Source organism: Vibrio sp. JCM 18905 (assembly GCF_055393305.1).
Window position 1 is genome coordinate 1274177 of sequence record NZ_AP043879.1, and the last position, 25176, is coordinate 1299352.

The 25176-nt window shown below is 44.6% G+C and carries 20 protein-coding genes; 6 read left to right on the forward strand and 14 right to left on the reverse strand.

The window, feature by feature from the left end; all coding sequences use genetic code 11:
- Positions 1–75: 75 nt before the first annotated feature.
- From cydC to trxB, 3 genes are all read right to left on the reverse strand, one after another.
- A complete protein-coding gene (cydC, locus tag ACZ5ZC_RS14105; protein ID WP_182018934.1) occupies positions 76–1797 on the reverse strand; it encodes a heme ABC transporter ATP-binding protein/permease CydC in 1722 nt (573 codons plus the stop codon).
- A complete protein-coding gene (gene cydD, locus ACZ5ZC_RS14110; RefSeq protein ID WP_395208330.1) occupies positions 1790–3577 on the reverse strand; it encodes a heme ABC transporter permease/ATP-binding protein CydD in 1788 nt (595 codons plus the stop codon). Before cydD ends, cydC begins: the two co-directional genes overlap by 8 nt.
- Before the next feature lie 103 nt (positions 3578–3680).
- Positions 3681–4640 (reverse strand): thioredoxin-disulfide reductase, encoded by a 960-nt coding sequence (trxB, locus tag ACZ5ZC_RS14115; RefSeq protein ID WP_005393195.1) that lies wholly within the window; start codon positions 4638–4640, stop codon positions 3681–3683.
- 359 nt (positions 4641–4999) lie between these two features.
- Here trxB and ACZ5ZC_RS14120 point away from each other — a divergent pair, with 359 nt between their 5' ends.
- Both ACZ5ZC_RS14120 and ACZ5ZC_RS14125 read left to right on the forward strand, forming a co-directional pair.
- On the forward strand, positions 5000–5656 hold the full coding sequence (locus ACZ5ZC_RS14120; protein WP_005393193.1) for a 2OG-Fe dioxygenase family protein: 657 nt from the start codon (positions 5000–5002) through the stop codon (positions 5654–5656).
- A complete protein-coding gene (locus ACZ5ZC_RS14125) occupies positions 5640–6875 on the forward strand; it encodes a cysteine desulfurase-like protein (RefSeq protein ID WP_152812336.1) in 1236 nt (411 codons plus the stop codon). The genes ACZ5ZC_RS14120 and ACZ5ZC_RS14125 overlap by 17 nt, the downstream gene beginning before the upstream one ends.
- A gap of 89 nt (positions 6876–6964) precedes the next feature.
- Here the strand turns inward: ACZ5ZC_RS14125 and ACZ5ZC_RS14130 are convergent, their stop codons facing one another.
- Positions 6965–7789 carry a DUF2797 domain-containing protein gene (locus tag ACZ5ZC_RS14130; RefSeq protein WP_054867336.1) on the reverse strand — a complete coding sequence of 275 codons (825 nt, stop codon included), beginning with the start codon at positions 7787–7789 and terminating at the stop codon, positions 6965–6967.
- Between the two features lie 336 nt (positions 7790–8125).
- Here ACZ5ZC_RS14130 and ACZ5ZC_RS14135 point away from each other — a divergent pair, with 336 nt between their 5' ends.
- On the forward strand, positions 8126–9463 hold the full coding sequence (locus ACZ5ZC_RS14135; protein WP_464932001.1) for a GGDEF domain-containing protein: 1338 nt from the start codon (positions 8126–8128) through the stop codon (positions 9461–9463).
- A gap of 141 nt (positions 9464–9604) precedes the next feature.
- Here the strand turns inward: ACZ5ZC_RS14135 and ACZ5ZC_RS14140 are convergent, their stop codons facing one another.
- The 3 genes from ACZ5ZC_RS14140 to ACZ5ZC_RS14150 all read right to left on the reverse strand — a co-directional run bounded on the left by ACZ5ZC_RS14140 (position 9605) and on the right by ACZ5ZC_RS14150 (position 13772).
- On the reverse strand, positions 9605–10975 hold the full coding sequence (locus ACZ5ZC_RS14140) for an SLC13 family permease (RefSeq protein WP_005395853.1): 1371 nt from the start codon (positions 10973–10975) through the stop codon (positions 9605–9607).
- A 219-nt stretch (positions 10976–11194) separates the two neighbouring features.
- Positions 11195–11929 (reverse strand): SanA/YdcF family protein, encoded by a 735-nt coding sequence (locus tag ACZ5ZC_RS14145; protein WP_031780501.1) that lies wholly within the window; start codon positions 11927–11929, stop codon positions 11195–11197.
- Between the two features lie 154 nt (positions 11930–12083).
- The gene (locus ACZ5ZC_RS14150; RefSeq protein ID WP_005395857.1) at positions 12084–13772 is read right to left on the reverse strand and encodes an NAD-dependent malic enzyme; all 1689 of its coding nucleotides are present in this window, start codon (positions 13770–13772) and stop codon (positions 12084–12086) included.
- A gap of 213 nt (positions 13773–13985) precedes the next feature.
- Here ACZ5ZC_RS14150 and ACZ5ZC_RS14155 point away from each other — a divergent pair, with 213 nt between their 5' ends.
- From ACZ5ZC_RS14155 to ACZ5ZC_RS14165, 3 genes are all read left to right on the forward strand, one after another.
- Positions 13986–16340 carry a helicase-related protein gene (locus ACZ5ZC_RS14155; RefSeq protein ID WP_464932139.1) on the forward strand — a complete coding sequence of 785 codons (2355 nt, stop codon included), beginning with the start codon at positions 13986–13988 and terminating at the stop codon, positions 16338–16340.
- A gap of 288 nt (positions 16341–16628) precedes the next feature.
- Positions 16629–17006, forward strand: coding sequence for a hypothetical protein (locus tag ACZ5ZC_RS14160; RefSeq protein ID WP_005377965.1), 378 nt, complete (start codon positions 16629–16631; stop codon positions 17004–17006).
- A gap of 329 nt (positions 17007–17335) precedes the next feature.
- Positions 17336–19009, forward strand: coding sequence for an alkaline phosphatase D family protein (locus ACZ5ZC_RS14165; protein WP_395200560.1), 1674 nt, complete (start codon positions 17336–17338; stop codon positions 19007–19009).
- Positions 19010–19088: 79 nt separating this feature from the next.
- Here ACZ5ZC_RS14165 and ACZ5ZC_RS14170 read toward each other — a convergent pair whose 3' ends face one another.
- The 7 genes from ACZ5ZC_RS14170 to ACZ5ZC_RS14200 form a co-directional block, all read right to left on the reverse strand.
- On the reverse strand, positions 19089–20192 hold the full coding sequence (locus tag ACZ5ZC_RS14170; protein ID WP_006742604.1) for a phosphoribosylaminoimidazolesuccinocarboxamide synthase: 1104 nt from the start codon (positions 20190–20192) through the stop codon (positions 19089–19091).
- Between the two features lie 203 nt (positions 20193–20395).
- Positions 20396–20788: a SulA-like leucine-rich domain-containing protein gene (locus ACZ5ZC_RS14175; RefSeq protein WP_048626264.1), complete on the reverse strand. Its 393-nt coding sequence runs from the start codon at positions 20786–20788 to the stop codon at positions 20396–20398.
- 413 nt (positions 20789–21201) lie between these two features.
- Entirely contained in the window at positions 21202–21384 is a 183-nt protein-coding gene (locus tag ACZ5ZC_RS14180) for a hypothetical protein (protein WP_005377960.1), read from the reverse strand.
- Positions 21385–21561: 177 nt separating this feature from the next.
- A complete protein-coding gene (locus ACZ5ZC_RS14185; protein WP_464932002.1) occupies positions 21562–22536 on the reverse strand; it encodes a J domain-containing protein in 975 nt (324 codons plus the stop codon).
- Between the two features lie 76 nt (positions 22537–22612).
- Positions 22613–23281 carry a YiaD family glycine zipper/OmpA-like lipoprotein gene (locus tag ACZ5ZC_RS14190; RefSeq protein WP_005395877.1) on the reverse strand — a complete coding sequence of 223 codons (669 nt, stop codon included), beginning with the start codon at positions 23279–23281 and terminating at the stop codon, positions 22613–22615.
- Between the two features lie 208 nt (positions 23282–23489).
- A complete protein-coding gene (locus ACZ5ZC_RS14195) occupies positions 23490–24185 on the reverse strand; it encodes a DUF2786 domain-containing protein (RefSeq protein ID WP_005395879.1) in 696 nt (231 codons plus the stop codon).
- 209 nt (positions 24186–24394) lie between these two features.
- On the reverse strand, positions 24395–25075 hold the full coding sequence (locus tag ACZ5ZC_RS14200; RefSeq protein ID WP_006742601.1) for a DUF3334 family protein: 681 nt from the start codon (positions 25073–25075) through the stop codon (positions 24395–24397).
- Positions 25076–25176 lie beyond the last annotated feature (101 nt).

Here is a 25176-nt window from a genome sequence, read left to right on the forward strand (position 1 = left end):
ACTAGCCAATTAACAATACAGGAATAACAAAAGGGCTCATCGTTTGATGAGCCCTTCTCGTCACTGAAAATCGAATTATAGAGACTGTAATAGCTGGTAGTAACGCCCTTTCTGAGCGAGTAGCGTTGGATGATCGCCTTGCTCGATGATCTCACCTTGTTCCATCAAACAGATGCTATCCATGCTTTCTAATTCTATTAGTCGATGTGTAATGAATATCACTGTCTTATTAGCAAAGTGCTCATTGAAAAGCGCCATCACTTTCTGTTCCGTACGCTTATCGAGACCTTCAGTTGGTTCATCCAAGAGTAGGATTGGCGCATCACGTAGCAATGCGCGAGCGATACCGATTCGGCGTTTCTCTCCACCAGATAACTGACGACCACCGTCGCCTAACCAAGCGTCTAACCCTGGAGCCTCAAGAAGGCCACCAAGTTCGACTTTTTGAAGAATCTCAGACAGTCGCTCATCACTTGCTTCTGGAGCGGCCATAAGTAAGTTGTCACGCAGTGTTCCATTCAGTACATCAACGCGTTGACTGACCACTGTCATTGCTTCTCGCAGGTCAGACTCGCTCCAATCTTGCAGTTTTGTACCACCGATTCGAACTTCACCTTGGTTTACATCCCAGTAGCGACAAAGAAGCTGAATCAGTGTTGATTTACCTGAACCTGTTTGACCTACAATGGCTGTTTTAGTGCCCAACGGTAGTGAGAGTGACAAGTCTTTCAGCACCTTTTGCTGACCGTCAGGGTAAGTGAAGTCAATGTTGTCGAATTCAATGTCTAACGTTGTGCCTTTATGTTTCGATTGCTCAGGGAAGACAACGTCAGGTTCAGCCAAAATTACTTCATTTAAACGACGAGCAGAAGTCAACGTTTGACCCAGGTACTGGAACGCGCCCGCAATAGGCATCAAAATTTCAAAACTTGCCATCGTTGCAAATGCAAACAACGCAATCCAAGGATCAGGAGCACGACCTCCTACGCCGTCTGCAGCAAACCAAAGCATCACAACCAGTGTAAGACCGTTCACAAGCATAAGCAGGCCTGAAGCCATGCCCGTTAAATTCGCGTTTACAAACTGATTAGACAGCAGCTGCTTTTGCTTCTCTAGAATGAGATTGCGATAACGCTCTTCTGCTCCAAAGATACTCAGTTCGCTGTAGCCTTGAAGCCAGTCCAGAGTCGCCACTCGCAATTGCGCTTTATGATGAGTGAGATTCTCGCCATTACTTTTACCAAGTTTATAGAACAACACTGGCCATACAAACAACATGACGGTAAGAATCGAGCCAAGCAGCAGCGCGAGATGCCAATCAAAGAACGCCAGGACAGCCGTTAAACTCAATATGCCAAAAATGCCAATCACGACAGGGCTGATAAGTCGAAGGTAAACGTGATCCATCGCGTCAACGTCCGCCACTAGGCGGTTGAGCAGATCAGCATCACGCATCGTAGAGACACGACCCGGAATCAGTGGTGCAAGTTTCTTAAAGAAGAAGATACGCAGATCGGTAAGTAACTTGAACGTCGCATTGTGGCTGACGACACGTTCTCCCCATCGACCTGCGGTTCGAGCCATTGCAGCGCCGCGTACCCCGGCACCTGGTAACATGTAGTTGAAGGTCTCACGAGCAACCGTCAAGCCTGCCACCGCTGCGGCTGAAATAAACCAACCCGATAGCGTTAATAAGCCAATAGATGCAGCTAAGGTCAGAAATGCCAATAGCATACCTAGAGAAAGACCAAACCAATGTTTCTTATAGAGTTTTAGATAAGGGAGTAAATCACGCATCTAAGTTCCCCTTGTCTGTTTCACGTTGTGCGAGGTTCGCTTCCAACATGTCTTTAAATAAGCCATCTTCTGTCGACAGTGTGTCGTAATCACCACATTGAACAATCTGGCCGTCCTGCATAACAAGAATTTGCGATACGCTTTGTAAAGGTGCCAACTGGTGAGTAATTATCAAATTCGTTGTGGCATGTGCGTACTTGTTGATGCCTTCCATGACGAGTTTTTCACTACGAGCATCTAAGCTTGCGGTCGGTTCATCTAATAACCAAAAACGACCATTTTGTAGCATAGCGCGAGCCAACGCTAAACGCTGGGCTTGGCCGACAGATAAACCACCAGAGCGGTCAGATATCGGGTAATCCAACCCATGCATTTCAACAAATTCAGCAGCATGAGAGTCATTCAAAACAGAATGAACGTCTGCATCTTGAATGTTGTGTTTGCCTAACGTGACGTTATCTCGAATGCTGCCATGTAATAGCATTGGGTTTTGACCAATCCAGCTTACGGCCTCTCGCCATGTGGCGAGATCCAGTTGTGACAATTCACAACCATTAATCTTCAAGCTACCTTGATAAGGCATGAAACCGAGGATGGTGTTGACCAAGCTTGTTTTACCTGCGCCACTTGGTCCAACTAAAGCCGTACTTTTGTTGGCTTCAAGAGAGAAGGATAGGGGACCTGCGAGCTGCTTACCTTCCGGACTAAAAATGGTTAACTCGTCCGCTTCAATATGGATGGGACTACTCTTATCTAACGCTTGGGTGCCATCTTTGACTTGATCGACTTCTAAATCCAGAAACTCGACAATGCTTTCTGCTGCGCCAACCGCTTGCTGTTTCGCATGATAGAAAGTGCCCAAATCACGTAATGGCTGATAAAACTCTGGCGCAAGAATCAGAATGAACAAGCCAGCAAACAGCGTAACACCTGTGCCGTAGTAGCCGAAATCGAGCTCTCCGATATAACTAAAGCCAAAGTAGACGGCGGTAATTGCGATAGAAATGGAAGTGAAAAACTCTAAAACCGCAGAAGATAGAAACGCGATTTTCAGAACGTCCATGGTGCGAGTACGAAAGACTTCCGAAGCACCCTTCAGAGTTTCAGTTTCAGATTTTGTTCTATCGAATAAGCGAATGGTCGTCATTGCTTGCAAGCGGTCATAAAAGTGACCGGACAAACGCTGCATCGCTTTAAAGTTTTTACGGTTTGCTTCTGCGGCTTTCATCCCAACCAGTGCCATGAAAATAGGCACTAGTGGTGCTGTGACGAGGAAGATCAAGCCTGCCGCCCAGTTTACTGGGAATACGACAACCAAAATAATGAAAGGCACTAGTACCGATAATGACATCTGAGGCAAGTAGCGAGAGAAGAAATCTTGCATATCTTCTACCTGCTCTAAGATGAGCGTCGCCCAGCTGCCGGCAGGTTTGCCTTTGATGTAAGCTGGCCCAAGTTTATGAACTTTATCTAAAATGAGTTGGCGAATATAAACTCGAATTTGCTCACCGCAACGGTAACCGGCAAGCTCTCGACCCCAGGTACAAGCAGCTCGACCGATAACCGTGCCACCAAGCCCAACAAAATGCCAAATGAGGTCGGCTTTGTCGACTTGGTCAATGATTAACTGGTGCAGAATGGAGGCGAGCAGGGCTGCTTGAGCCAATAAAAACACGCTTGAAAGTACGCCTAGGCCTATCGCAATCATAAGCCAGCGCTTGGCTAACTTACTTTGTTGCTTAAGCCACTTATTCAAGCTGCTTTGCTTTTTCTTATCCATCGTGAAGGCTTAATGATAATTGTTTTAATGAGGCGGTAGTATACAAAAGAAAACCCAGCGGGAATACCGCTGGGCTTTAAGGATATGACACAAATGTGAAAAGTTATTTGTCACCAAGTGAGTCTAAGAAACGCTCAGCATCTAATGCCGCCATACAACCTGTACCTGCTGATGTGATAGCTTGACGGTAGTTATGGTCCATAACGTCGCCTGCTGCAAATACACCTTCAATGCTAGTTTGTGTAGCGTTGCCTTCTAGGCCAGACTTAACGATGATGTAGCCATCTTTCATGTCTACTTGGCCTTCAAAGATTTGTGTGTTTGGCTGGTGGCCGATCGCAATAAACGCGCCCATCACTTCAAGGTCTTCAGTCGCACCTGTGTTGACGTCTTTAATACGAACGCCAGTTACGCCCATGTCGTCGCCAAGTACTTCATCGAGAGTTCGATCGGTATGAAGAACGATATTACCGCTTTCAACTTTATCCATCAGACGTTTCACAAGGATCTTCTCTGCACGGAATGAATCGCGGCGGTGGATCAGGTGAACTTCTGACGCAATGTTAGATAGGTAAAGTGCTTCCTCAACAGCAGTGTTACCACCGCCCACAACTGCAACTTTCTGATTACGGTAGAAGAAACCGTCACAGGTTGCACAAGCAGAAACGCCGCGACCTTTAAATGCTTCTTCAGACTCAAGGCCAAGGTATTTTGCTGATGCACCCGTAGAAATAATCAATGCGTCACATGTGTACTCGCCAGAATCGCCTTTTAAACGAAATGGGCGTTGTGATAGTTCTACTTCGTTGATGTGATCAAACACGATCTCAGTTTCGAAACGCTCGGCGTGCTCTTTCATGCGATCCATCAATGCAGGACCTGTCAGACCTTCAGCGTCGCCGGGCCAGTTCTCAACTTCAGTAGTGGTGGTTAGCTGACCACCTTGTTGCATTCCCGTCACAAGCACAGGGTTTAGGTTGGCACGCGCTGCGTAGACGGCAGCTGTGTATCCTGCTGGACCAGAACCAAGAATTAATAGTTTACAATGTTTTACGTCGCTCATTATGGCTCCAAAAAGGGCTGAACATTTCCCTCGATTGTATGGAAATTCTTAGTGCTTTAAAAGCATAAACAACGATTGTGATCGAATAATTGGTTATAGATTAGAACCCACTAAAGATTGATAAAGAACGTTGACTTCTAGCATAAAATTCTATTCGTAGTAGAGAAGTCTAGTTTCAAATATCGCCAAAGCGCAAAACTGAAACATGGCTCTGTATTTTTGCTTTGGATTGGTTTGTTATGTTGTTTTTGTTATTTTGTTGAAGCTATCAACGTTAAAAGCTGGCAATTGCAGAATATTTTCGTAATCTAGTGTGTAAATTAAATGTTAATTAATGTGCCTCATTAAAGGAGACAATGATGTTACATTCACGTGAGAATACTCTGCATTTAACACAGCTCAGCATGGCAGCAATTGAGCAGCTTTCCCCATCGTTTGAAGAACTGCCTCGTACCGAGCATGCAGATGGTCAGTATCGACTAAGACGTTATTCTGTGGTTGGTTTTGATAATGGCAAAGTCATTGACTTAAACAAAAACAGCTTTGTTCAATCGTCTGATATCAACCGATTCCAAGGTGATGTTGTAAGACAATTTGAGCCGATTGAGAAGGATATTCTCACCAGTGATGGTTTCCGAGAAATGTGCGAATTGTTTGTCAATGCGAATCATCTGCCTAACGGCCAGGAAATAGAAATTCACCAAATCCGAATCACAGCGCTAGAAGAAGAAACTCAAGTGGCACCTGAAGGTGTACACCAAGACGGTTTTGATCACATTGCAATGGTTGGCGTGGGACGTCATAACATCATTGGTGGCGACATCATGCTGTACAGCAGTCATAACCAAGCCCCATTTTTCCGTAAGGTGTTAGAAACGGGTGAGGTTGCAATATTGGCAGACAGTAAACTGTGGCACAACGCATGCCCAATCCGTTCTGTCATTGATGATGAAGCGGGTCATATGGATGTGTTTGTACTCACGGCTACGGATAAGCGCAATGAACTTCAATCTTAATCTGATCAGAGAGCAGTTTCCGGCACTCGCTCAATACCATAACGACAAGCCTGTGACGTTTTTTGATGGTCCAGGCGGGTCACAGGTACCTCAATCAGTGCTAGATAGCATGGTGGGATATTTAGGTCGTTTCAACGCCAACTTAGGCGGGCATTATTTTTCTAGCCAAAAGACGGTTGACGTGATGCAAAATGCACGCGAGTCAGCGCAAGCTCTGCTTAACGCGCCGTCATCTGGCAATATCGTCTTCGGTGCGAACATGACATCGTTAACCTTTCAGCTTAGTCGTGCGATTAGCCGAGATTGGCAAGAGGGAGATGAGATCATTGTTTCTGCTTTGGACCACTATTCGAATGTGTCCAGCTGGCAACAAGCGGCAGAAGATCAAGGCGTTACGGTTCATCAGGTTCGTATCAACGAAGATGATTGTACGTTGGACTTGGAGCATTTAAGCAGTCTTCTTTCTGATAAAACGCGCCTTGTAGCGGTGACCTATGCATCGAATACGACTGGTTCTATCGTGGATGTGCAGCGAGTAGTAAGCATGGCGCACAACGTCGGGGCACAAGTTTATGTGGATGCCGTTCATTACGCGCCGCATCACTTGGTTGATGTTCAAGCGTTGGGTTGTGACTTTTTAGCGTGCTCTGCTTACAAGTTTTTCGGACCGCACGTTGGTGTTGCTTACATTGCCGACCAGTGGCTGCACAGTATTCGTCCGTACAAAGTCGAGCCTGCTACCAATATTGGCCCAGGCCGATTTGAAACGGGAACGCAAAGTTTTGAAGGTCTTGCTGGTGTCGTTGCTGCGGTTGAGTATCTGGCTCAATTTGGTGAAGCCGGTCTACCTCTTCGTCAACGATTGGAGCAAAGTTACCAATTGTATAAACAACATGAGCAACGCTTGAGTGAGCGTTTCTTACAGCGTCTGAGTGCACTAGATGGTGTCAATCTATTTGGCATTGCGAAAGAAGATAGCCAACTCCGCACACCAACTTTTGCGCTAACATTCGACCGATATTCTCCAGAATTCATCGCGAAAACGCTGGGTGAACACAACATCTGTGTTTGGAACGGCCACTTTTATGCGCTGGGCTTAGTTCGTCAACTTGGTCTAGAAGAGTCGGGTGGTGTGGTACGAATTGGTTGCATGCATTACAACACAATAGAAGAAGTCGATATGTTGTTCGATGTACTAGAAAACATCCTTGATGCGTAACTGATCATATCTTCCTGATAGAAAAACAAAAGCTCGAGTCAAACTCGAGCTTTTTCGTTTTTATTTCAATAAACCAGCTACATATAAAACTAGGTGCTTACTTCCACTTCATAGGAAGTGAATTTTCTTACGTTGATCACGCCAGTGTCAAAAATGAGGTATTGACCTTTGATGCCTTGCAAAGTACCAGTAACAACCGGGTTTTTATCGAAATTATGCGAGGTGATCTTAGTTGGGTGCTGTTGCACCGGATAGCTAAGGTCGGTAATGCTTTCGCTTAATACTTCAATTGCATCTTCACCGAATTGCTGTTTTATCTCAGCAATCTTGTCTTTGACTAAAGGTAATAGCTCAGCAAAACGATCTTGCAGTGCCATTGGTTCACCGTCGCCTTTCAGCAGTGTGCGCCAATTGGTTTTATCTGCGATATGTTTCGCCAGTTCAACTTCAATTAAACCGGAGATATGGCGAGTTTTTACCTTAAAAATTGGCAAACCCTGAGTCGCACCTTGATCAATCCAACGAGTTGGGATTTGCGTATGACGAGTGATACCAACTTTTAAGCTGGATGTATTGGATAGGTAGACAAAGTGATCCACCATGCAGTTCTCTTCGCCCCATTGTGGCTCGCGACAAGTCCCTTGGTCGTAGTGACAAGTCTCTGGTTTCATGATGCACATATCGCAGCTTGCTAGCTTTTTCATACAGACAAAACAATGGCCTTGCGAATAACTCTTTTTCGTTTTCTTACCACATGAGCAACAAAAAATATTGCCCGTGTGAGTCAGTGTGAGCGTTTTACCCAGAAACGGCGATAGATCAATTTCTTCCTCACCAACAGGTAGACGGTAACTGACAGCACCGTCCAGAGATGCACGCATTTTATTTAGCGTACCAGTTGCAATTAATGACATGACATTACTCATTATTGTGTTTTTGCACAGTATATCCGAAGTGGTGATGAGATGCAGGGTTGACAGACACATTAAAGCGAAATGTATCGCTCTGAAGTGTTATGCACTGGCCTTCATGGGTTAGGAAATACGGCTGTGAAATGCTTCGCAAATAACAAGTGAACCGCATTTTTGAGAGATTTAAAAACGTGATAACGGTTCAAAACACGTTACCATGTATCGAAAGTAAGAACGAAGACTAAAAGTAATTTTGTTTCTTGATAAATGACTTTGTTTGAAGTTCGAAAAATCATTGAGTACATTGTGTTGTATATAAGCTGAGCAGGTCACTCGCCCATGAAGTGGATCCATAAATTTATCTTTGCCCTCTCTATTTGCACTATTAGTTTGGTTGCGCTTTATAGTGTTCTTGGCGATACACGAAAGCTGACCATTACACCAGAACATTTCAATATCTATGCGACTAAAGACGCCAGCGAAGGTGGCTTGAGTGAGGCTGATATTATTTACGATAAGCAAAGCCTAGTTCTCAGCTGTGACTTAAAGCAAAGCGCGTATGCTTGGCCTTATTGCGGAATCTCTGTTTATACCGATTCCACAACGCCAACACAGGGGATTGACCTTTCCAATTACCATACGATTCGATTGAAAGTGAGATATGAAGAGGCGGGGGTGGGGGCCAATCCGAGCCATGATTTGCGTTTATATCTGCGCAACTATAACCCTGAGTATTCCAAACCAGACAACGAGTACACGATTAAATACAATGGCATGCAGTTTTCTCCGTCCGGTTCAAACGACATCATCGAAATTCCGATTAAAAATTTACAGGTGATGACGTGGTGGTTAGTAGACAACAACGTCGCGATTGAACACTCTGCACCTGAATTTTCAAACATCACACGTATTGATATCGCGACCGGATCTGGTGCGGCACTTGGTGAGCACAAAATTGTTATTGATAAAATTGAGTTTGAAGGCGCTTACCTTGCACAAGAAACGTTGCTGTATGCGCTCTTACTCTCTTGGATGGCGCTTGGACTGGCATTTTCGCTGCACGAATTACGAAAAAATCGAGTCGCTTATGAAAAAGCGAAAAAACGTCATCGTCATTTAGAGAAGGTGAATGGTACGTTGCGAGCTCAAAACTATGAGTTTGCAGAGTTGGCGCATCGCGATGCGTTGACGGGAGCGATGAACCGTCACGCAGTGCAGCACTGGCTTGAGCAGCAATCACGGCAAGTTCGCTGGGGGCATAGTACATTCAGTATCCTTTATATGGATTTGGATAAATTTAAGAAGGTGAATGACAAATTTGGGCACCAAATGGGGGATGACATATTGCGCGAATTTGTCATGGTGGTGGCAAGTTCCATCTACCCAGATGACCGACTTGTTCGTTGGGGGGGAGAAGAGTTTGTTGTATTTTGCCCTGACACCAATATTGAGCAAGCTGTGAAGAAGTCGGAAATGATTCGCAAAAATGTGGAGAGTCATTTGTGGGTACACGGTGAATCATTAACATGCAGCATTGGCGTTGCCCAGATGCAAAATGAACGCGTCTCCGAAACCATGGCGAGAGCAGACGAAGTGCTTTACCAAGCGAAGCGCAATGGTCGCAACCGGGTCGAGGTTCATTATGGTTTGCTTGCCTGCGAAAAGAAGCAAGCCTAACGATTCGTCACTCAAAGGAATTAAAAAAGGTGGCCAACTGGCCACCAAGAGGGAAACTGCTGAACACCACTTAGGGGGAAGTTTGGGTCATCGATGTGATTACCGTGAGCAGCAGTGTAGTGCTAATCGAACTTGCTGTTTTTACCAGAACAACCAAGCGAAAAGCGTTAGTGCAGCAATACAGGCAATGTTTAAGACGAAACCAATTCGCATCATTTCTTTTTGCTTGATATGACCCGTACCGAACACAATCGCGTTTGGAGGTGTTGCAACAGGTAACATAAATGCACAAGATGCAGCGACGGCAATTAATGCAGAGAGAATGACCGGAGACATGCCTAAGGCCTCTGCGATGGTTGCAAATACAGGGACCAGCAGTGCAGCACTAGCGGTGTTACTTGCAAACTCAGTCAAGAAGACAACAAAAGCAACCACTGCAAGAATCGTCAGAAGAATACCGGCTTGCTCAAGGAAGCCTGACAAGCTATGAGCCAAAAATACGCTTGTTCCGGTTGCTTTTAGGACGTTACTCAAACAGATACCACCACCAAATAGGATTAACACACCCCAGTCGGTTGTTTTCTCAATATCTTTCCACTCGACGGCGCGAGAAGCCCCAAGCAGAAGGATCGCACCTATTGCGACAAGGGTATCGAACTTAGCGAAGCCACCTAGCATAGCGTTAATTGGCTTACTGAATATCCACAAAGTCACGGTCAGTAAGAAAATCGCCAGCGTAATCATTTTGCCGTTTGTCCACTCGACTGGTTGATGGTCAAGGTCAAACTTGTGGCTAAGGTCAGGCTTAGTCATGGTGTACAAAACGAGAATAGCGATTGGCATTAGTACTAATGAGATAGGCACACCGAGCTTCATCCACTCAGTAAAACTTAGGCCGACTTCAGCTGCTGCAATGGCGTTTGGTGGGCTACCAACCAGCGTTGCAATACCACCAATCGAAGCACTGTAAGCGATGCCGAGCAGAACAAACAAAAAGGTGTTGTGGTTTTTCTTGGCGTCTAGCTTTGTCATCACACCCAGTACAAGGGGCAGCATCATAGCGGCAGTGGCGGTGTTTGAAATCCACATTGACAGGCCAGCACTCACACCAAATAGCATGAATACAGCGACAGACATTTTACCTCGTGCGAGTAACAGCACTTTATCAGCAATAGCTTGGTCTAACTTCTGTTTATGCAAAGCTGCAGCAAGTGCAAAACCACCTAAGAATAGAAAGATGATGGAGTTGGAGAAGTTGTTCAGTGCGGTCTGAGTATTAAACACGCCTAAAAATACCGCAAGTAATGGTATGAGCAGCGCGGTTATGCTGACGTGAATCGCTTCGGTTAGCCAAAGAATAGCAACAAAAACTAAGATGCTCAGGCCGGTTACTACTTGTGGCTCAAAGGGTAGGGTATTAAACAAGATAATGAACAATACGATATTCGCGTTCAAAATCATGCTGTTGCGAGTGAAGAACCAGTTCTTCAATGTCACAGCGAGTGCGGTCATGGGTAGTGCTCCTTTTGCATTGCCTTTTGTCGGTTTTTTTATGGCAAAGTAACTGACTTGTAGTTATTTATTGATTAAATGTTACTTGGAATGTAAAAAAGAGTTTTGCCTGAATCGTAGAGCAAATTAGAAAATGTGATGTTGAGAATCGGAAATGGGTAGAAAACTACCCATTTGTTTTATAGAAATGTTATTAGCCTTGTGAGCTGCGTTGTTCCTCTATTCGACGGGAACTTGCAGAGGCTCATTAGAGATTTTTTCCGGCTCTTTTACTGCAACGATAGGCTCTTGAGGACCAAGAAACTTGGGCTGCGTATTAATAATGTAGAGGTCTAAAAAGGCTTTCACACGGGCGAGCAACTCTCGAATACGCATTGATGTTTTTTGTTTGTTTGTCGTAGGTCCTGCTACCGCAAGACACTGCGCATCAATGTTGTAAGCATCGGCAATAAACAGCGCTCGCTCACAATGGAAGCGCTGAGTCACAATCAGAAAGCGCTCCGAAGCAAAAATCTTTTTCGCCCTCACAATCGAATCTAGAGTACGAAAGCCAGCATAATCAAGGTGAATCACTTCCTCAGGCACACCGGCTTTAAGTAAGTCGCGTTTCATCGTCCACGGTTCGTTGTAGGAGCGATGGGCGTTATCGCCACTCAATAAAAACTGTTTTACTTTGCCTTGGTTGTAAAGCTCAATCGCCGCATTAATGCGATGAGTGTAGTAAGTGTTGAGGATCTTACCGATGTATTTACTGGTACCGAGAACCACAGCAACCTCATGTTGAGGTATTTGTTCGTATTCAGTGAAAATGCTTTCTTTGGCTTGTAAAACCACCCACCGGTCGATGGCAATAACAGAAACAAGCAGACTAAGTACAGAGATCGACAAAATCAAAGCAAGTCGCTTCCAGGAAAATTTCAGCTTCCACTTTGATCTTATGCGAGAAAACAACAAAACGTTTTATATCCTTAACTAAAAATGTAGTTCTCATCATATCTGATAGAAACAAAAAGAGAGAAGCCCATTTATGCCAAAATCTGGTTAGGATGATAAAAAATTAAAAGCCCCTACATGGTAGGGGCTAATTATTAAACGAAATGTCTCAAGCTTAAAACGCAGTGCGTTTGTAGCGACGGTAAACCGGCTGCCAGAACGATTGCTCAATCGCTACGTTTAATGCTTCATCAGTAATTTCTAATGCCACACCTTGTTCGATTGCCTTCTTACCAACAGCAAACGCGATTTTTTTCGATACCGAGTGAATCTCTTCCAACGGTGGAAGTAGTGCACCACGACCGTTGATTGCTAGAGGAGAGCATGTTGCGAGCGCACGGCTCGATTCCATTAGCATTTCGTCGGTGACACGTTTTGCGTTTACAGCAAGTACACCAAGGCCAATGCCTGGGAAGATGTAGCTGTTGTTACATTGGGCAATAGGGTAAGTGCGACCTTCATGAACCACAGGCTCAAATGGGCTACCTGTTGCAACCAGTGCTTCACCATTTGTCCAGCGAATGATGTCGTTAGGTGTTGCTTCTACGCGGCTTGTTGGGTTCGATAGTGGGAAGACAATCGGACGCTTACAGTGTTTATGCATTTCTTCGATGACTTCTTGGCTAAATAGGCCAGGAGCACCAGAAACACCAATCAGTACCGTTGGTTTGGCGTTACGCATAACGTCGAGGAGTGAGAAGCCATTTCCTTCATTTTCCCACTCTTTCGTATTGGTATGTTTCTGCACCAGGCGTTGTTGGAAATCAAGAAGGTTAGGCATACCTTCTTGTAACAGACCCCAACGGTCAACCATGTAAACTTGTGAGCGAGCTTGCTCGTCAGAAATCCCTTCCGATACCATTTGTGCGATGATCGCTTCTGCGATACCGCAACCAGCAGAGCCAGCGCCCAAGAAGGTGATACGCTGTTTAGACAGCTGAGTACCTGCTGCTTTACAGGCTGCAAGTAGAGAGCCAACAGTAACGGCCGCCGTGCCTTGAATATCATCATTGAAGCAGCACACGCGATCTTTGTAACGCTCAAGAAGAGGCATCGCATTTTTCTGAGCAAAGTCTTCGAACTGGATCAAGGCATCAGGCCAACGGCGCTGTACTGCTTGAATAAACTCTTCTACAAATGCATCGTATTCTGCACCCGTAATACGAGGGTGACGCCAACCCATGTACATCGGATCAGCTAAACGTTGCGGGTTATTGGTACCCACATCAAGCACGATTGGTAGCGTGTAAGCAGGGCTGATACCACCACACGCGGTATAAAGTGACAGTTTACCAATAGGAATACCCATGCCGCCGATACCTTGGTCACCCAAGCCAAGGATACGTTCACCATCTGTCACAACAATCACTTTAACGTTGTGGTTTGCTGCATTATTCAGCAAGTCGTCAATACGGTCACGGTTCGGATATGAAATGAATAGACCACGACCACGGCGGTAAATGTTAGAGAAGTTTTCACATGCTGCGCCGACAGTTGGCGTGTAGATGATAGGCATCATCTCAGAAATGTGGTTTTGCACTAGGCGGTAATACAGTGTTTCGTTGGTGTCTTGGATATTACGCAGATAAATGTGCTTATCCATATCGCTTTCGAAACTCTTGTATTGCTGGTAGGCACGTTCCACCTGCTCTTGGATTGTTTCGGTAGACTCTGGAAGCAAGCCTTCTAAGTTGAATGAACTACGTTCTTCAGCAGAGAATGCACTGCCTTTGTTCAAAAGAGGGGTTGCTAAAAGAGCCGGACCCGCATATGGAATATATAGTGGGCGTTTATCGTTGTTCATTGGGTGCCTTATGTAGGGTTGAAGGATGCGCACCAAATTTTAACGGGTTCACCATTTAGTTGTAAACATGCGTTGATGCACATCAATGTAATGTCGCAAAAAAACTCAGATACCGCCGAAAATATCGGCAATATTGGTTGTTTAGAGATACCTAAAGCAGGATTTTTTTACTTGGGTATAATGTTCTGCATCATCAAATCAAATCCAATTTCTATGTTTCAACTACCTATCGACAGCCTGCAAGCTGAGTTTGACCAACATGTGAACCAAAACCATCTCGTGGTGGAAGCCGAAACCGGGTCAGGTAAATCTACCCGTTTGCCTATGTGGGCGGCAAAACACGGACGCGTGCTGGTTATTGAACCACGTCGAATTGCTTGTACCTCGTTGGCTGAATATCTTGCGGAGCAATCTGGTGAGCCAATAGGTCGCAAAGTCGGTTACGCGATCAAGCTTCATGCCTACTTTGATGAAAAAACCGAAGTTGTATTTGTGACTCCGGGAGTCGCACTGCGTTGGTTTGCGGAAAACAAGCTAGCAGGCTTCGATATCGTGATAGTGGACGAATTTCACGAGCGACGCTGGGATATTGATCTATTAACCGCAATTTTGAAGCAAGAAAATCAACATCGGTTGATCGTCACTTCCGCTACGCTGGAGGGCGAAAAGCTAGCGCGTTACCTGAATGCGAAGCGTCTGCAATTTGAAGGGCGTTGCTTTCCAGTCACGGTGACACATCGTTCTTTAGACAGCCGTTATTTACCGAATAAGAAGGGATGTGAACAAGAGGTTTTCAGAGCGGTAAAAGAAGCATTGGAAGATGAAGATGGCGATATTCTTGTTTTCCTGCCTGGACGCAAAGAGATCACCCAATGTGCTCAGATGTTACAAAGTTGCGGCGATGTCATGGTGGTCAAACTTCATGCCTCGGTTAGTGATGAAGAACGGCACCGCGCGTTAACTACGCAAAAACAACGAAAAGTCGTATTGGCAACCAATGTTGCGGAAACCTCCTTAACGATACCTAACATCCGAGTTGTCATTGATAGCGGCTTAGAGCGCAGAACTGTACAACGAAATGGACGTACAGCACTGACGCTAACCAACATTTCTAAGGCCAGTGCCGCGCAGCGAATGGGGCGAGCAGGTCGCGTTGCCGAAGGGGCTTGTATTCGTCTATATGGTGAGCACGCGCCTTTAGAGTTGGTGACACCTCCAGAATTACACAGAGAAGAGCTCGTCGAGCCCATGCTGGCAGCAGCTTGTTGTGGGTATCGTCTCTCAACACTCGATTTTCTCGACTCAATTCCCCCAAAGTCGCTAGAGGCATCTCATTCGACGTTGTTATCTATGGAAGCGATTGATGAGGATGGCAATGTCACGCAGCACGGTAGAAAAGTATACCCACTACCTATTGATGCACTGTTTGCCGATCTCGTTACCAGAATTCAAGCGAGGCCAGAGAAGGAAGCAATGATTGACTTGGCAGCAGCATTATCTGTGCCTGCTCAACTCTATCAGCGACAAAGTGGTGAAGTCGCTGAGCTTCTATCTCAAGAGGAGCCATACGGATGTGATGCCTCTTTGCTAATCCGTTTGGTTCGGGGGGAGCGACTCCCTGGTATTGTCATTGATGCCAGCGCACTCGAAGAGGCACAAGGTTTAGCAAAACAAATGCGAGAAGTATTTGAATTACCGGAACTTGACGTTGCCTCTCGATATAAACGTGAAGCGCTCTTTTTCTCCATCGCCTCATTGCACCCTGAGCTTGTGTTTGTCCGACGAGCTCGTCGAAGAGATGCTCTAGGAAATGGCGTAGTCGAGATGCTGGTTGGGCGTAACAGCCGCTTTCCTGATAAAGAAGAAGCGGCCATTGTGCTAGATAGCCATAGCGTGCCAGGACGAGGTGTTAAGCAAACACTAAACCTCGCATCGGTCATGATGCCTATCCCGCTGACATTATTACGCGAACTTGAATTTGGGGAGTGGCAACAAGGTGAGACGAATTATGAAGAAGAGACGCCAAGAGCAACAATGCATTTGGTCTACGCCGGGCGAACAATCTGTTCTGAACATCAAGCGTTACAAGGTGATGTTGCTGTTCAGTCTATTGTCGAAATGATAGAAGACGAGACACTGTTACCAGGATTTGCTTCTCAAAGAAAACAACAAATCCAACACTGGAAACTCTACAACGCATTGGGCCTTAATGTCGAAGGAGAAGAGGTTAACGACTTGGCCTCCTTGACATTTTCTAGCTGGTTAAAGGATCAGTTGGAAACATTAGGCGTTGAAAATGTCGATGATATGGCGTTGTTTGAACCGGAAGACTTAACATTTAACGGTGTTCCAGAATGGGAATACGACGATTTCACGGAGCAGTACCCTTTAGAACTTTCGCTGCCAGAACTCCAACTGGATGTTGAGTATTACGCGTCTCGCAAGCTAGTACAGGTCGTTTATCGAGAGGGAAACCGTAAGGGAGACCCGAAGCGTTGGGAGTTGCCACGCTGGGCTGGTTGGAAGATACAGTATAAAAAGGCCAGTCGAGTGATTGATGTGAAGTAGGTAGGCGGATGACGTTGTGACAAGAGTTGATATTTTCTTGGTGAATCTATAATGATTTCATATTGATATCGTTACTTACGTGTTGTTTTTAGTTTCTTAATTGAAATATTAATCAATTGAATGCTTATATATGGCGAAGCTGTACATCAGTTGTTACAAAGCTGGTTTTAATATTTCCTTTTGCATGTAAATTAGTGCATAAAAGACGAATGTTTTATATCCCATTGCTATATCAAAACAGTTGAACGATATTTGGTATATCTCATTTTCGAGTGTCGGGGGCATAGAATGGATCAACAAGGAAAGACGTGCATTGAATTCGACTACACTAGCTTTTTAGGGGCGACAGGTAGTAAAAAATGGACCTTTTTAGAGGCATTTGCCACCATCGCGCCTATTTTCGGTTTGATGTGGAAGCAGAACATTGCGGAATTGAGCAAGCCTGAAGATCGGTTGTGGGATGCTGCATTAAAATCGATGTCTTCTCGTAAAAGTGATGAATCCAATTTGGTCCGCTTAACCCAGTTAGCTAAACATGAAGGGATCAATGAATTGCGAGTCGTTATGCCATATTCGCTCGATGTTCAGCAAATCGAGTACATAGAATCTCGCAGTCAGTTGAAAGTGGACACGTCAGAACAAGATGTCCTTAACATCAAGTTTTAGGCTGAGTATTTCCACTTCATCGATGTACTACTTAACAATAGTGCAATGAAAAGCGACCTCAAAGTAGGTCGCTTTTTTATTTTGAGGTTTTTGTCACAGGTCTTGGAAGTGTGATGAATATAGAGTATTTGCACTTAAATTAACAAAAATGTAACGTTTGGAAATGCAATTGTCATAACTAGCTTCTAACTTTGTGTTTTTAGGACAAATTACCGACTAAGTGGTTGGTACTGTAAGTTCGAATTAACGTCCCTTATTGGCACACAAGGATGATTGAGTCACCACGTCATTTGGGCATAAAAACAAACACAATAAGAAAGGAAGTCAATATGTCTTTGTCTCGTCGAGACTTTATGAAAGCTGCCTCTTCAACGGCTATTGTTACCGGGCTGGTGGGCTGTGGTAGCGATGCTAGTGAATCTGTTGCGGTTACCTTTGAGCACGGAGTGGCGAGTGGAGATCCTACTCAAACACAAGTAATCATTTGGACTCGTGTTACGACCTCAGCGAGCTACGCAGATGTAAGCTGGCAAGTTTCTTCTAATGAAAATTTTACTGATATCGTACAAAGTGGCATTTTTGCCACGGACACGAGCCGAGATTTCACGGTAAAAGTCGATGTTCAAAATCTCAACGCAAATTCTCGTTACTACTATCGATTCATGGTTGGTGATGTAACTAGCGAAGTCGGGCAAACTCAAACATTACCAGAAGATGGTGTAGAAAAGGCATCCATGGCGGTTGTTTCTTGTGCAAACTATCCTGCAGGCTATTTCCATGTGTATCGAGAGATTTTAAATCAACATGAACAGGACCCGTTTGATGTGGTGCTTCATCTCGGTGATTACATTTATGAGTATGGTGCTGGTGGCTACGCTAGTGAAGATGCTGAGGCACTAGGGCGAGAGCCAAGCAAAGGCACTGAATGCATTACCTTAGATGATTACCGAAAACGGTATGCGCAATATCGCCAAGATGCTGATCTGCAAGCGTTACATGCGAGCCTACCAATGATTGCTGTCTGGGATGACCATGAGCTTGCAAATGATACTTGGAAAAATGGTGCGGAAAACCATCAAGAAGAGGAAGGTAGCTTTAATGATCGTCGTGCAGCTGCGGCTGCCGCGTGGACAGAATGGTTGCCCGTTCGTGAAAACACTTTCTCAAACATGCTGATTTACCGTCAGTTTTCGTTTGGAAGTTTAGTCAATTTGATGATGCTCGACACGCGACTTGTGGGGCGTGATAAACCGTTGGATTACTTCTCGCTCAGCTCACCAACGATGGAAGCTATTGGCGGTTTAGTTGCTCAGTCGCGCAGTGAAGACCGAGAGCTGTTAGGCGCTGACCAACTCGCTTGGCTGATGGATGCGTTCAGTACGCACGACGCAACTTGGAATGTGCTAGGGCAACAAGTGTTAATGTCTCGTATGGAGTTGCCAAGTTCGGTTATGGCCGCTATGTTTCAATTGTTTACTGCCACTGAAGAACAAAAAACAGAGGCGTTATTAGCAGTAAACTCTGCGATTACGGGTTACCTCTCTGACCCAAGTTCAGATACCATTTCTCTCCCGTATAACCTAGATGCATGGGATGGTTACTACGTTGAGCGAGAGAAAGTTTATCAACTGGCCAAAGCCAACAGTGGTAACTTTGTCTGCTTGGCAGGAGATACGCACAATGCATGGGCAAGTGAGCTGAAAGACGTATCTAAGCATCCTATCGGGATAGAGTTTGCAACTAGCTCGGTGAGTTCCCCTGGGCTAGAGGCCTACCTAGCGTTAGATCCTGTTGCGATCGCTCAAATGGAATACACGTTGCCGCACTTAGTGTCAGAATTACAGTGGGCAGACATCAAACAGCGTGGCTTTATGCGCGTTACTTTTACGCCCGATAAGGCAAAGTCGACTTGGTATTTCGTATCAACGATTAAAGACAAAACATATCAGGTGACGACCAAGTCAGCCTCCACAACAGATGGCACTACGTTAAATATCGGCTAAACTGAGCTTAATACGAAAAAAGTCCGCAGGCTAGTGCGGACTTTTTATTGAAAAGCGTTTAGCTAATCTAGCGACAGTGCTAGTCAATCAATCCGTATTCTTTGCTCAGAACTTCGATGATTTCCGCTTTCGGATTCTCACTCAAATGAATCGGCTTGCCTGTAATCTTCTCGGCAATACCAATGTAGGTGCTCGAAATCGCCATCAAAGATTCGACGGGTAAAGCATTATCACGAGCGAGTGCTTCGCGCTCTGGCATACGTTCTTTGTTTAGCAAGATATCTGGGTCAGGGAAGTGGTTAAGTAGGAACTGGCGGAAACCTTCTTTTGAGTTCTCTACGATGTGACCTGCTTGGTACTCTTTAGCATCCCATATACGAGACGAGTCTGGTGTACCCACTTCATCCATGTAAATCAGCTTTTCATTGCCAGCGGCATCATGAACATAACCAAATTCGAATTTGGTATCGACAAAGATTTGGTCGATTTCTTCTAACGCTTGGCTGATAACGTTAAAGCCTTCTTTCAGCAGTTTTTCGTAGAGTGCGATATCGTCGGCACTTGAGAAGTTAAATGCTTCGTAGTTGTCTACGATGTTTTGACGAGTAATATTCACGTCATCCGCTTCTGGCACACCGGGAATACCTTTTAGAATGCCTTTTGTGGATGGGGTCATGAGCAACTCTGGCAGTGCTTTGTCTTTTTCTAACCCTTCAGGAAGTTGGATTCCACAAAACTCGCGCTCGCCATTTGCGTAAGCGCGCCACATCGAACCCGTGATGTATTTGCGGCAGATGGCTTCTATTTTTACCGGTTTGGCTTTTTGTACAATCCAAACAAAAGGGTGAGGAATGTCTAGAATATGGCTATCTGCTAAGCCATTTTCTTTGAACAGTTTGAACCAGTGATTAGAAATCGCATTAAGCGCAGCCCCTTTACCCGGGACACCATTAAGACCACCTTCAGCATGCCAAATACAATCGAATGCAGAGATTCGGTCGCTAATCACCATGATAGCCAAAGGCGCATCTGGAGCGACATCGTATCCTTTTTCTTTGATCAGTCGGGCACTGTCTTCTTCAGTTAACCAGTAAACTGAACGAACTTTTCCGCTGTGAACGGGTTTATGGGTGCGAATTGGCAGGTCGTCATTGACGGCAAGTACTTGATTAGCAAGGCTCATTGCGACATTCCTATCATCTTAATCAAACGTCAGAAAGAGAAGATATTCAGCAAAATGTGGGCGCTGAATAAATCGAATGTGGGCATCATACCAGAACTATTTTAACTCGCCAGAGAAAAAGCAAACGTTTGCTTATTTTCTTTAATACAAAAAAAGCCCCCTTAAAAAGGAGGCGAGATGCAGGATGGATAACGTCGAACTTATTAGTGGTACTTATTAACTCTGCCTTCGACGAAAAAAACCTCACACTGATAGCGCTGCGCCATGTCGCGCAACATAGATTGATTCATAAGTGCAATTTTATTTGATGCGACAACAGCACTGGCATTACCTGATCGGATGGCTTTGATCACGATCTCGACTTCTGAAAGCTGTTGAGAAGGCTTCATTTGAATCACGTTTCTACAGCAAATATTAGAAGCAGTGAGTTGTTCAAAGTCAGGGCGAGGGCAGTCTGCTGTAAACAAAATCCATTGTTTCTGCTGCGATAAAACAGCCAGCTTAGATAGAAGCTGATCCGAAACGGCCATGGGCTGAGTTGCTTGTGCCAATACGTTGTAACGAGAGTATGTATGAGATTGACTTTGTAACTGCATCTTACTGTTCCTTTATACATGCTGTATGTGTATACAGTAGTTTGTTTTGACGACCTGATCAACCCGTTTATCAAAAGTTATTTGCGTTTTTTTGAGAAGGAAACAAAAGGATTTTATTTTAAGTGTCTGAATTTATTTGGTTATTTTTCATTTCTGATATGTCTAACATCAATTTAAAAATGTGAGATGAGTAGAAAATTGGACGAGAGACATACAAGGGGTTACTACTGTATATACAGGTGTTTTTTCACGGGCAGTGGTTTGTATACAGTAGGAGAGGGGCTGATAACCGATGCGACATGCTATGTAGGATAGGAGGGAATACGAGATAGAGATTGGAAATAGGGCTTGGCCGATCAAAAAAGCGCCTTAAAAGGCGCTTTTGAAAATCAGTTCCGTTGATTCCGTCTTGCTTAGCTCGCTCGTTGCAAGCGTTCGCGCATTTGCAATTCGCCTTGGTTAAATAGGCGCACGTCGATTTTTGCCATGTCGTAACAAGCTTTACATGAGTAATGGTGCTTGCCATCTAAATAATCGTGACGAGTTACAAGACTAGGTTTTTTACACCAATCACAGGTGCCTTCTTCAGTGAACATTGATTTTCTCCCCACCTAGATTAATTTGAGTCGTTAGGTGTTATTTTGCGCTGAGCATTATGGCATAAAAGCGAGACTTAAGTTAAATGTCTGTTAATTTGTTTGAGAGGGAGATCGATTGCGGCGCTTGATTATATGGCTCTAGAAGCATGCTAGCCAAAGTTTCCTGACCTGTTTTTACTGTTTTGTAACATTTTGTGAGACAAGCTTAAAGGCATGATTGAGTCGCTTCATTTCTTCTTCACTGCCTCTTGTGTCCGGATGATAAAGCTTTGATAGCTGTCTATAGCGTAGCTTTATTGCTTGTAAATCAGGGATGTGTTGTGGTGTGTAGCCAAACATGGCGCATGCGACGCTTAGCTTATGGTTCTCTGCCTGGGTTTTGGATTTCTTAAATTCTTTGAATACTTTCTCTAACTGACGCTTCAGTTGCTTATTCGTAAACTCTAGCTCTTTAACTTTTGCCGCCATTCGTTGATTTTGGCTTTCCTCTTTGGCTTCACGCGCTTTTCTATTCTGCTTAAGTTTCTTGATCACGAGAAAACTTAAGCCGCAGATGATGAGTATCGCCGCTAGCCAGATCAGCCATAAAAACTGCGAGTATTCTACCTTGGGGTTTGCAACTGTGCTTTTCTCTTCTTGTGTTTGTTCAGCCTTTTTATCGAGCGACTTTATTTGCGAGACTTGTTTAGCTCGCAGTTGGTTGAAGCGCTGCTCTAACAGTTGATTATATGCTTGTTCTGCTGCTGGATTATGCTGAGAAGCCATTTGATACAAGGCTTCAGTCAATTGAGAAGTTGTGACCTTATCTTGATTGCGCTGAATAAAATCGGCGAGAAGAAAGCCACGATCGGTTGGGTCATTGAGTGCGATAGAGGTTAGCCAATATAACGCTTGTGTTTCATTTTTTTCGCCATTTATCCCTTTAGCAAAGTCGTTCGCGAGCTGTTTTTGCGCAGGGAGGTAACCTTGGTTGGCGGATTGCTCTAGCCAGTAGCGTGTTTCTGTTGAGGCTTCAGCTTTGTTTGATGCCAATAATTGTTGTGCGTACTCGTATTGTTCTATGGGGTCATTTGGAGCTTGAGAGGCAAGCGAGTAACCAGAAAAGCAGAGGCTAAATAAGCAGAGTAGGGCAGACGTTTTGACAGACATTGATATGTCAGGCCTAACGATTATGGTTAGGCCTGCTCCGGTAATTTTTTATTATTACCGCTATGGTGCAACCAAATTACTTCAGTGGCAAGATCTGGATTTCAACACGACGGTTGCACGCACGACCTTCAGAAGTTTGGTTTGAGCAAATTGGGTTACGTTCGCCGTAGCCACGTGCAATTGCACGACCAGGTGCAACGTTTTGAGATACTAGGAATTGACGTACGGACTCTGCACGACGCTCAGACAACGTTTGGTTGTATGACTCACTGCCCGTGCTATCAGTGTAACCGTCGATAACAAGGCTGGTATCTGGGTATTCAACCAAGATGCGAGCAACACCGCGTAGCGTATTATGAATGCTAGCATCAAGCTGGTAAGAGCTTGAAGAGAAGCCGATACCATTTTCCATACGCAGTAAAAGCTGGTTCTCACCAACACGCTGAACTTGTACACCAGAGTTTAGCAAAGCGCGACGCAATTCTGCTTCTTGTTGGTCAAAGTAGTAACCAACGCCAGCGCCAGTCGCTCCGCCTGCGGCCGCACCAATGAGTGCATGCTGACGACGTTCTTTAGCGTCATCGCCCGTTGCTAGACCGATTGCTGCACCAGCGATAGCACCAATAAGCGCGCCTTGCGTGGTTGAGTTAGTTTCGTATTCACCCGTTGTTGCATTTTGGCGTTGAGTGGCTTGACAGCCAGTAAGAGCTAGCACTAGAGCTAGTGCAATAGGCATCTTTTTCAAGGGAAAATCTCCGTATAAAACTGAGGCGAAACCATGCCTCATAATGGGATGCGAATTATGAATAAGTAAGCATTGATATTTGTTATGAGAAAGTAAGATTGATAAGAGTTTCTGTAAGAAAATTCTTATCGTTACTATCACAACTTTAAAAAGTAGGTCCCAATCACATTGGAATATTGGGACCTACGTTAATCAATTGCTGTTCTGGTTATTTCGATGGATTGCCCAACATTTTACGCGCTTGCTCGCCGCCAACACCACGGTTAACGGAGACTCTTCTACCTTTCTTTAAGCCCACTTCGTAGTCTTCGGTTAGGTTTTTCATCGCTTCTTTCAGTTGCTTCTTGAAGGTTTCGCGGTCAATGTTTTGGAATTCTTTATCAATATAATCATTGATTTTGTTGGCCGACTCTTCGTCTGGGGAAATGACTGGAAGTTTCTCTATCGCGCCCTCTACCCAACCAGATACAAATGAGTTCACGCGGCGAGTCACCTCTTGAGAAGAGGTGCCCGTACCTGCGAAGCTGTTTCGGAATTGTCCGGTACTTTCGTTCATCTCGCGATAAATAATATCGAAAGCAAATGCAGCAAAAATCGCGCGATCTGCTTCACCGATAAACTCGACACGTTTGAGCCCTTTGTGATTCAACAACACCGCTTCAACACCGAATTTAGTGTTAATGCCGCGAATCACTCGCAATATGGTAGAACTGATATTCGCTGGTAGTAGGTGGGAAGATTGTGTTTTCCCCATTCTGATAAACTCAATATCGTCTTTATCCAGACCATATTTGAGCATGAGGCGATGTGCCATTTTGATAGCATTGGCAGCCTCATTAACATTAGCGGAATTGCCCAGTTCTAAGCACTTGGCGATTTTTTTCAGAGCTTTTTGTTTATCCATCGACAACCAGTAACGAAAGCAGAAAATTTATGAAGTCAGACATATTACCTTTTTTGACATAAAAACGAAATACAAGGTGGGAGTGAAGGTGGTTTATGGACATAAAAAGAAGCCCCGCGGAAGGCGAGGCTAGGCGTTTTAGTTCGTCATAATCAGTATGAAGTCGTACTTGTGTCTAAGAAGCCATTCTTCATTAAGATTAGTTGGAATTACAACCCGAGCTGGTTGAGTAAATCATCGGCGTCATCGTTTGAACTCGACGATTTAGATTCTTTCTCAGCCATATTTTTACGTGTTGCTTCTAAAATATCGTCTGGATTTTCGTCTTCTGCGATTTCAAACTCTTCTAGTTGGATGAACTCAGTTTTGTCCATTGCCAACTCTAGGTAGAAAATGTTGTTATTTTCGGTGGAGAACGTCACTCGGCGAGCTTGAGGGCGGTCAAGGTTGGTATCCACTTGTAAGATGACTTGCTTATTCAGCGCCATCATTTTTGGCTGGTTTTGTGTGATGTTCGTTTGCAGCTCTTTACGAATTTTATTGGTGAAATCTCCAACCAGTTGGTTCATTAGTTCACCCAGAACATCTCCCACCTCGTCAGAAGTATGAGATATTGCCAGTTCTTCTTCTGGCATACCCATATTACGCATGTAGTTGGTGTAGATCTCTAATGCGGCTTTTGCCGTAAAATTAATTACGACCAGCCCGGTAAACCCGCCATCAAACAGAACAAAACAGCCAAAATCTGGCTTGAGGCTAGTCTTGTGGATTTTTTGCACCATTGCAGAGTAATTTACTTGAGAAGATGTCGCCGAAGTAAGGACGCCAGAAACAGACTGGCAAAGTTTGAGAAGGATATCTTCAGTGGTCACAATTTTATTTTTTTTCATTCTGAAAACTCATCTAGAAACGCGATTCGTTCCCCAATGTAAGGCATCAAGCGTGAAAAAATAAAGCATAAGTTTAATTATTGTATCGAGATTCTGATTTG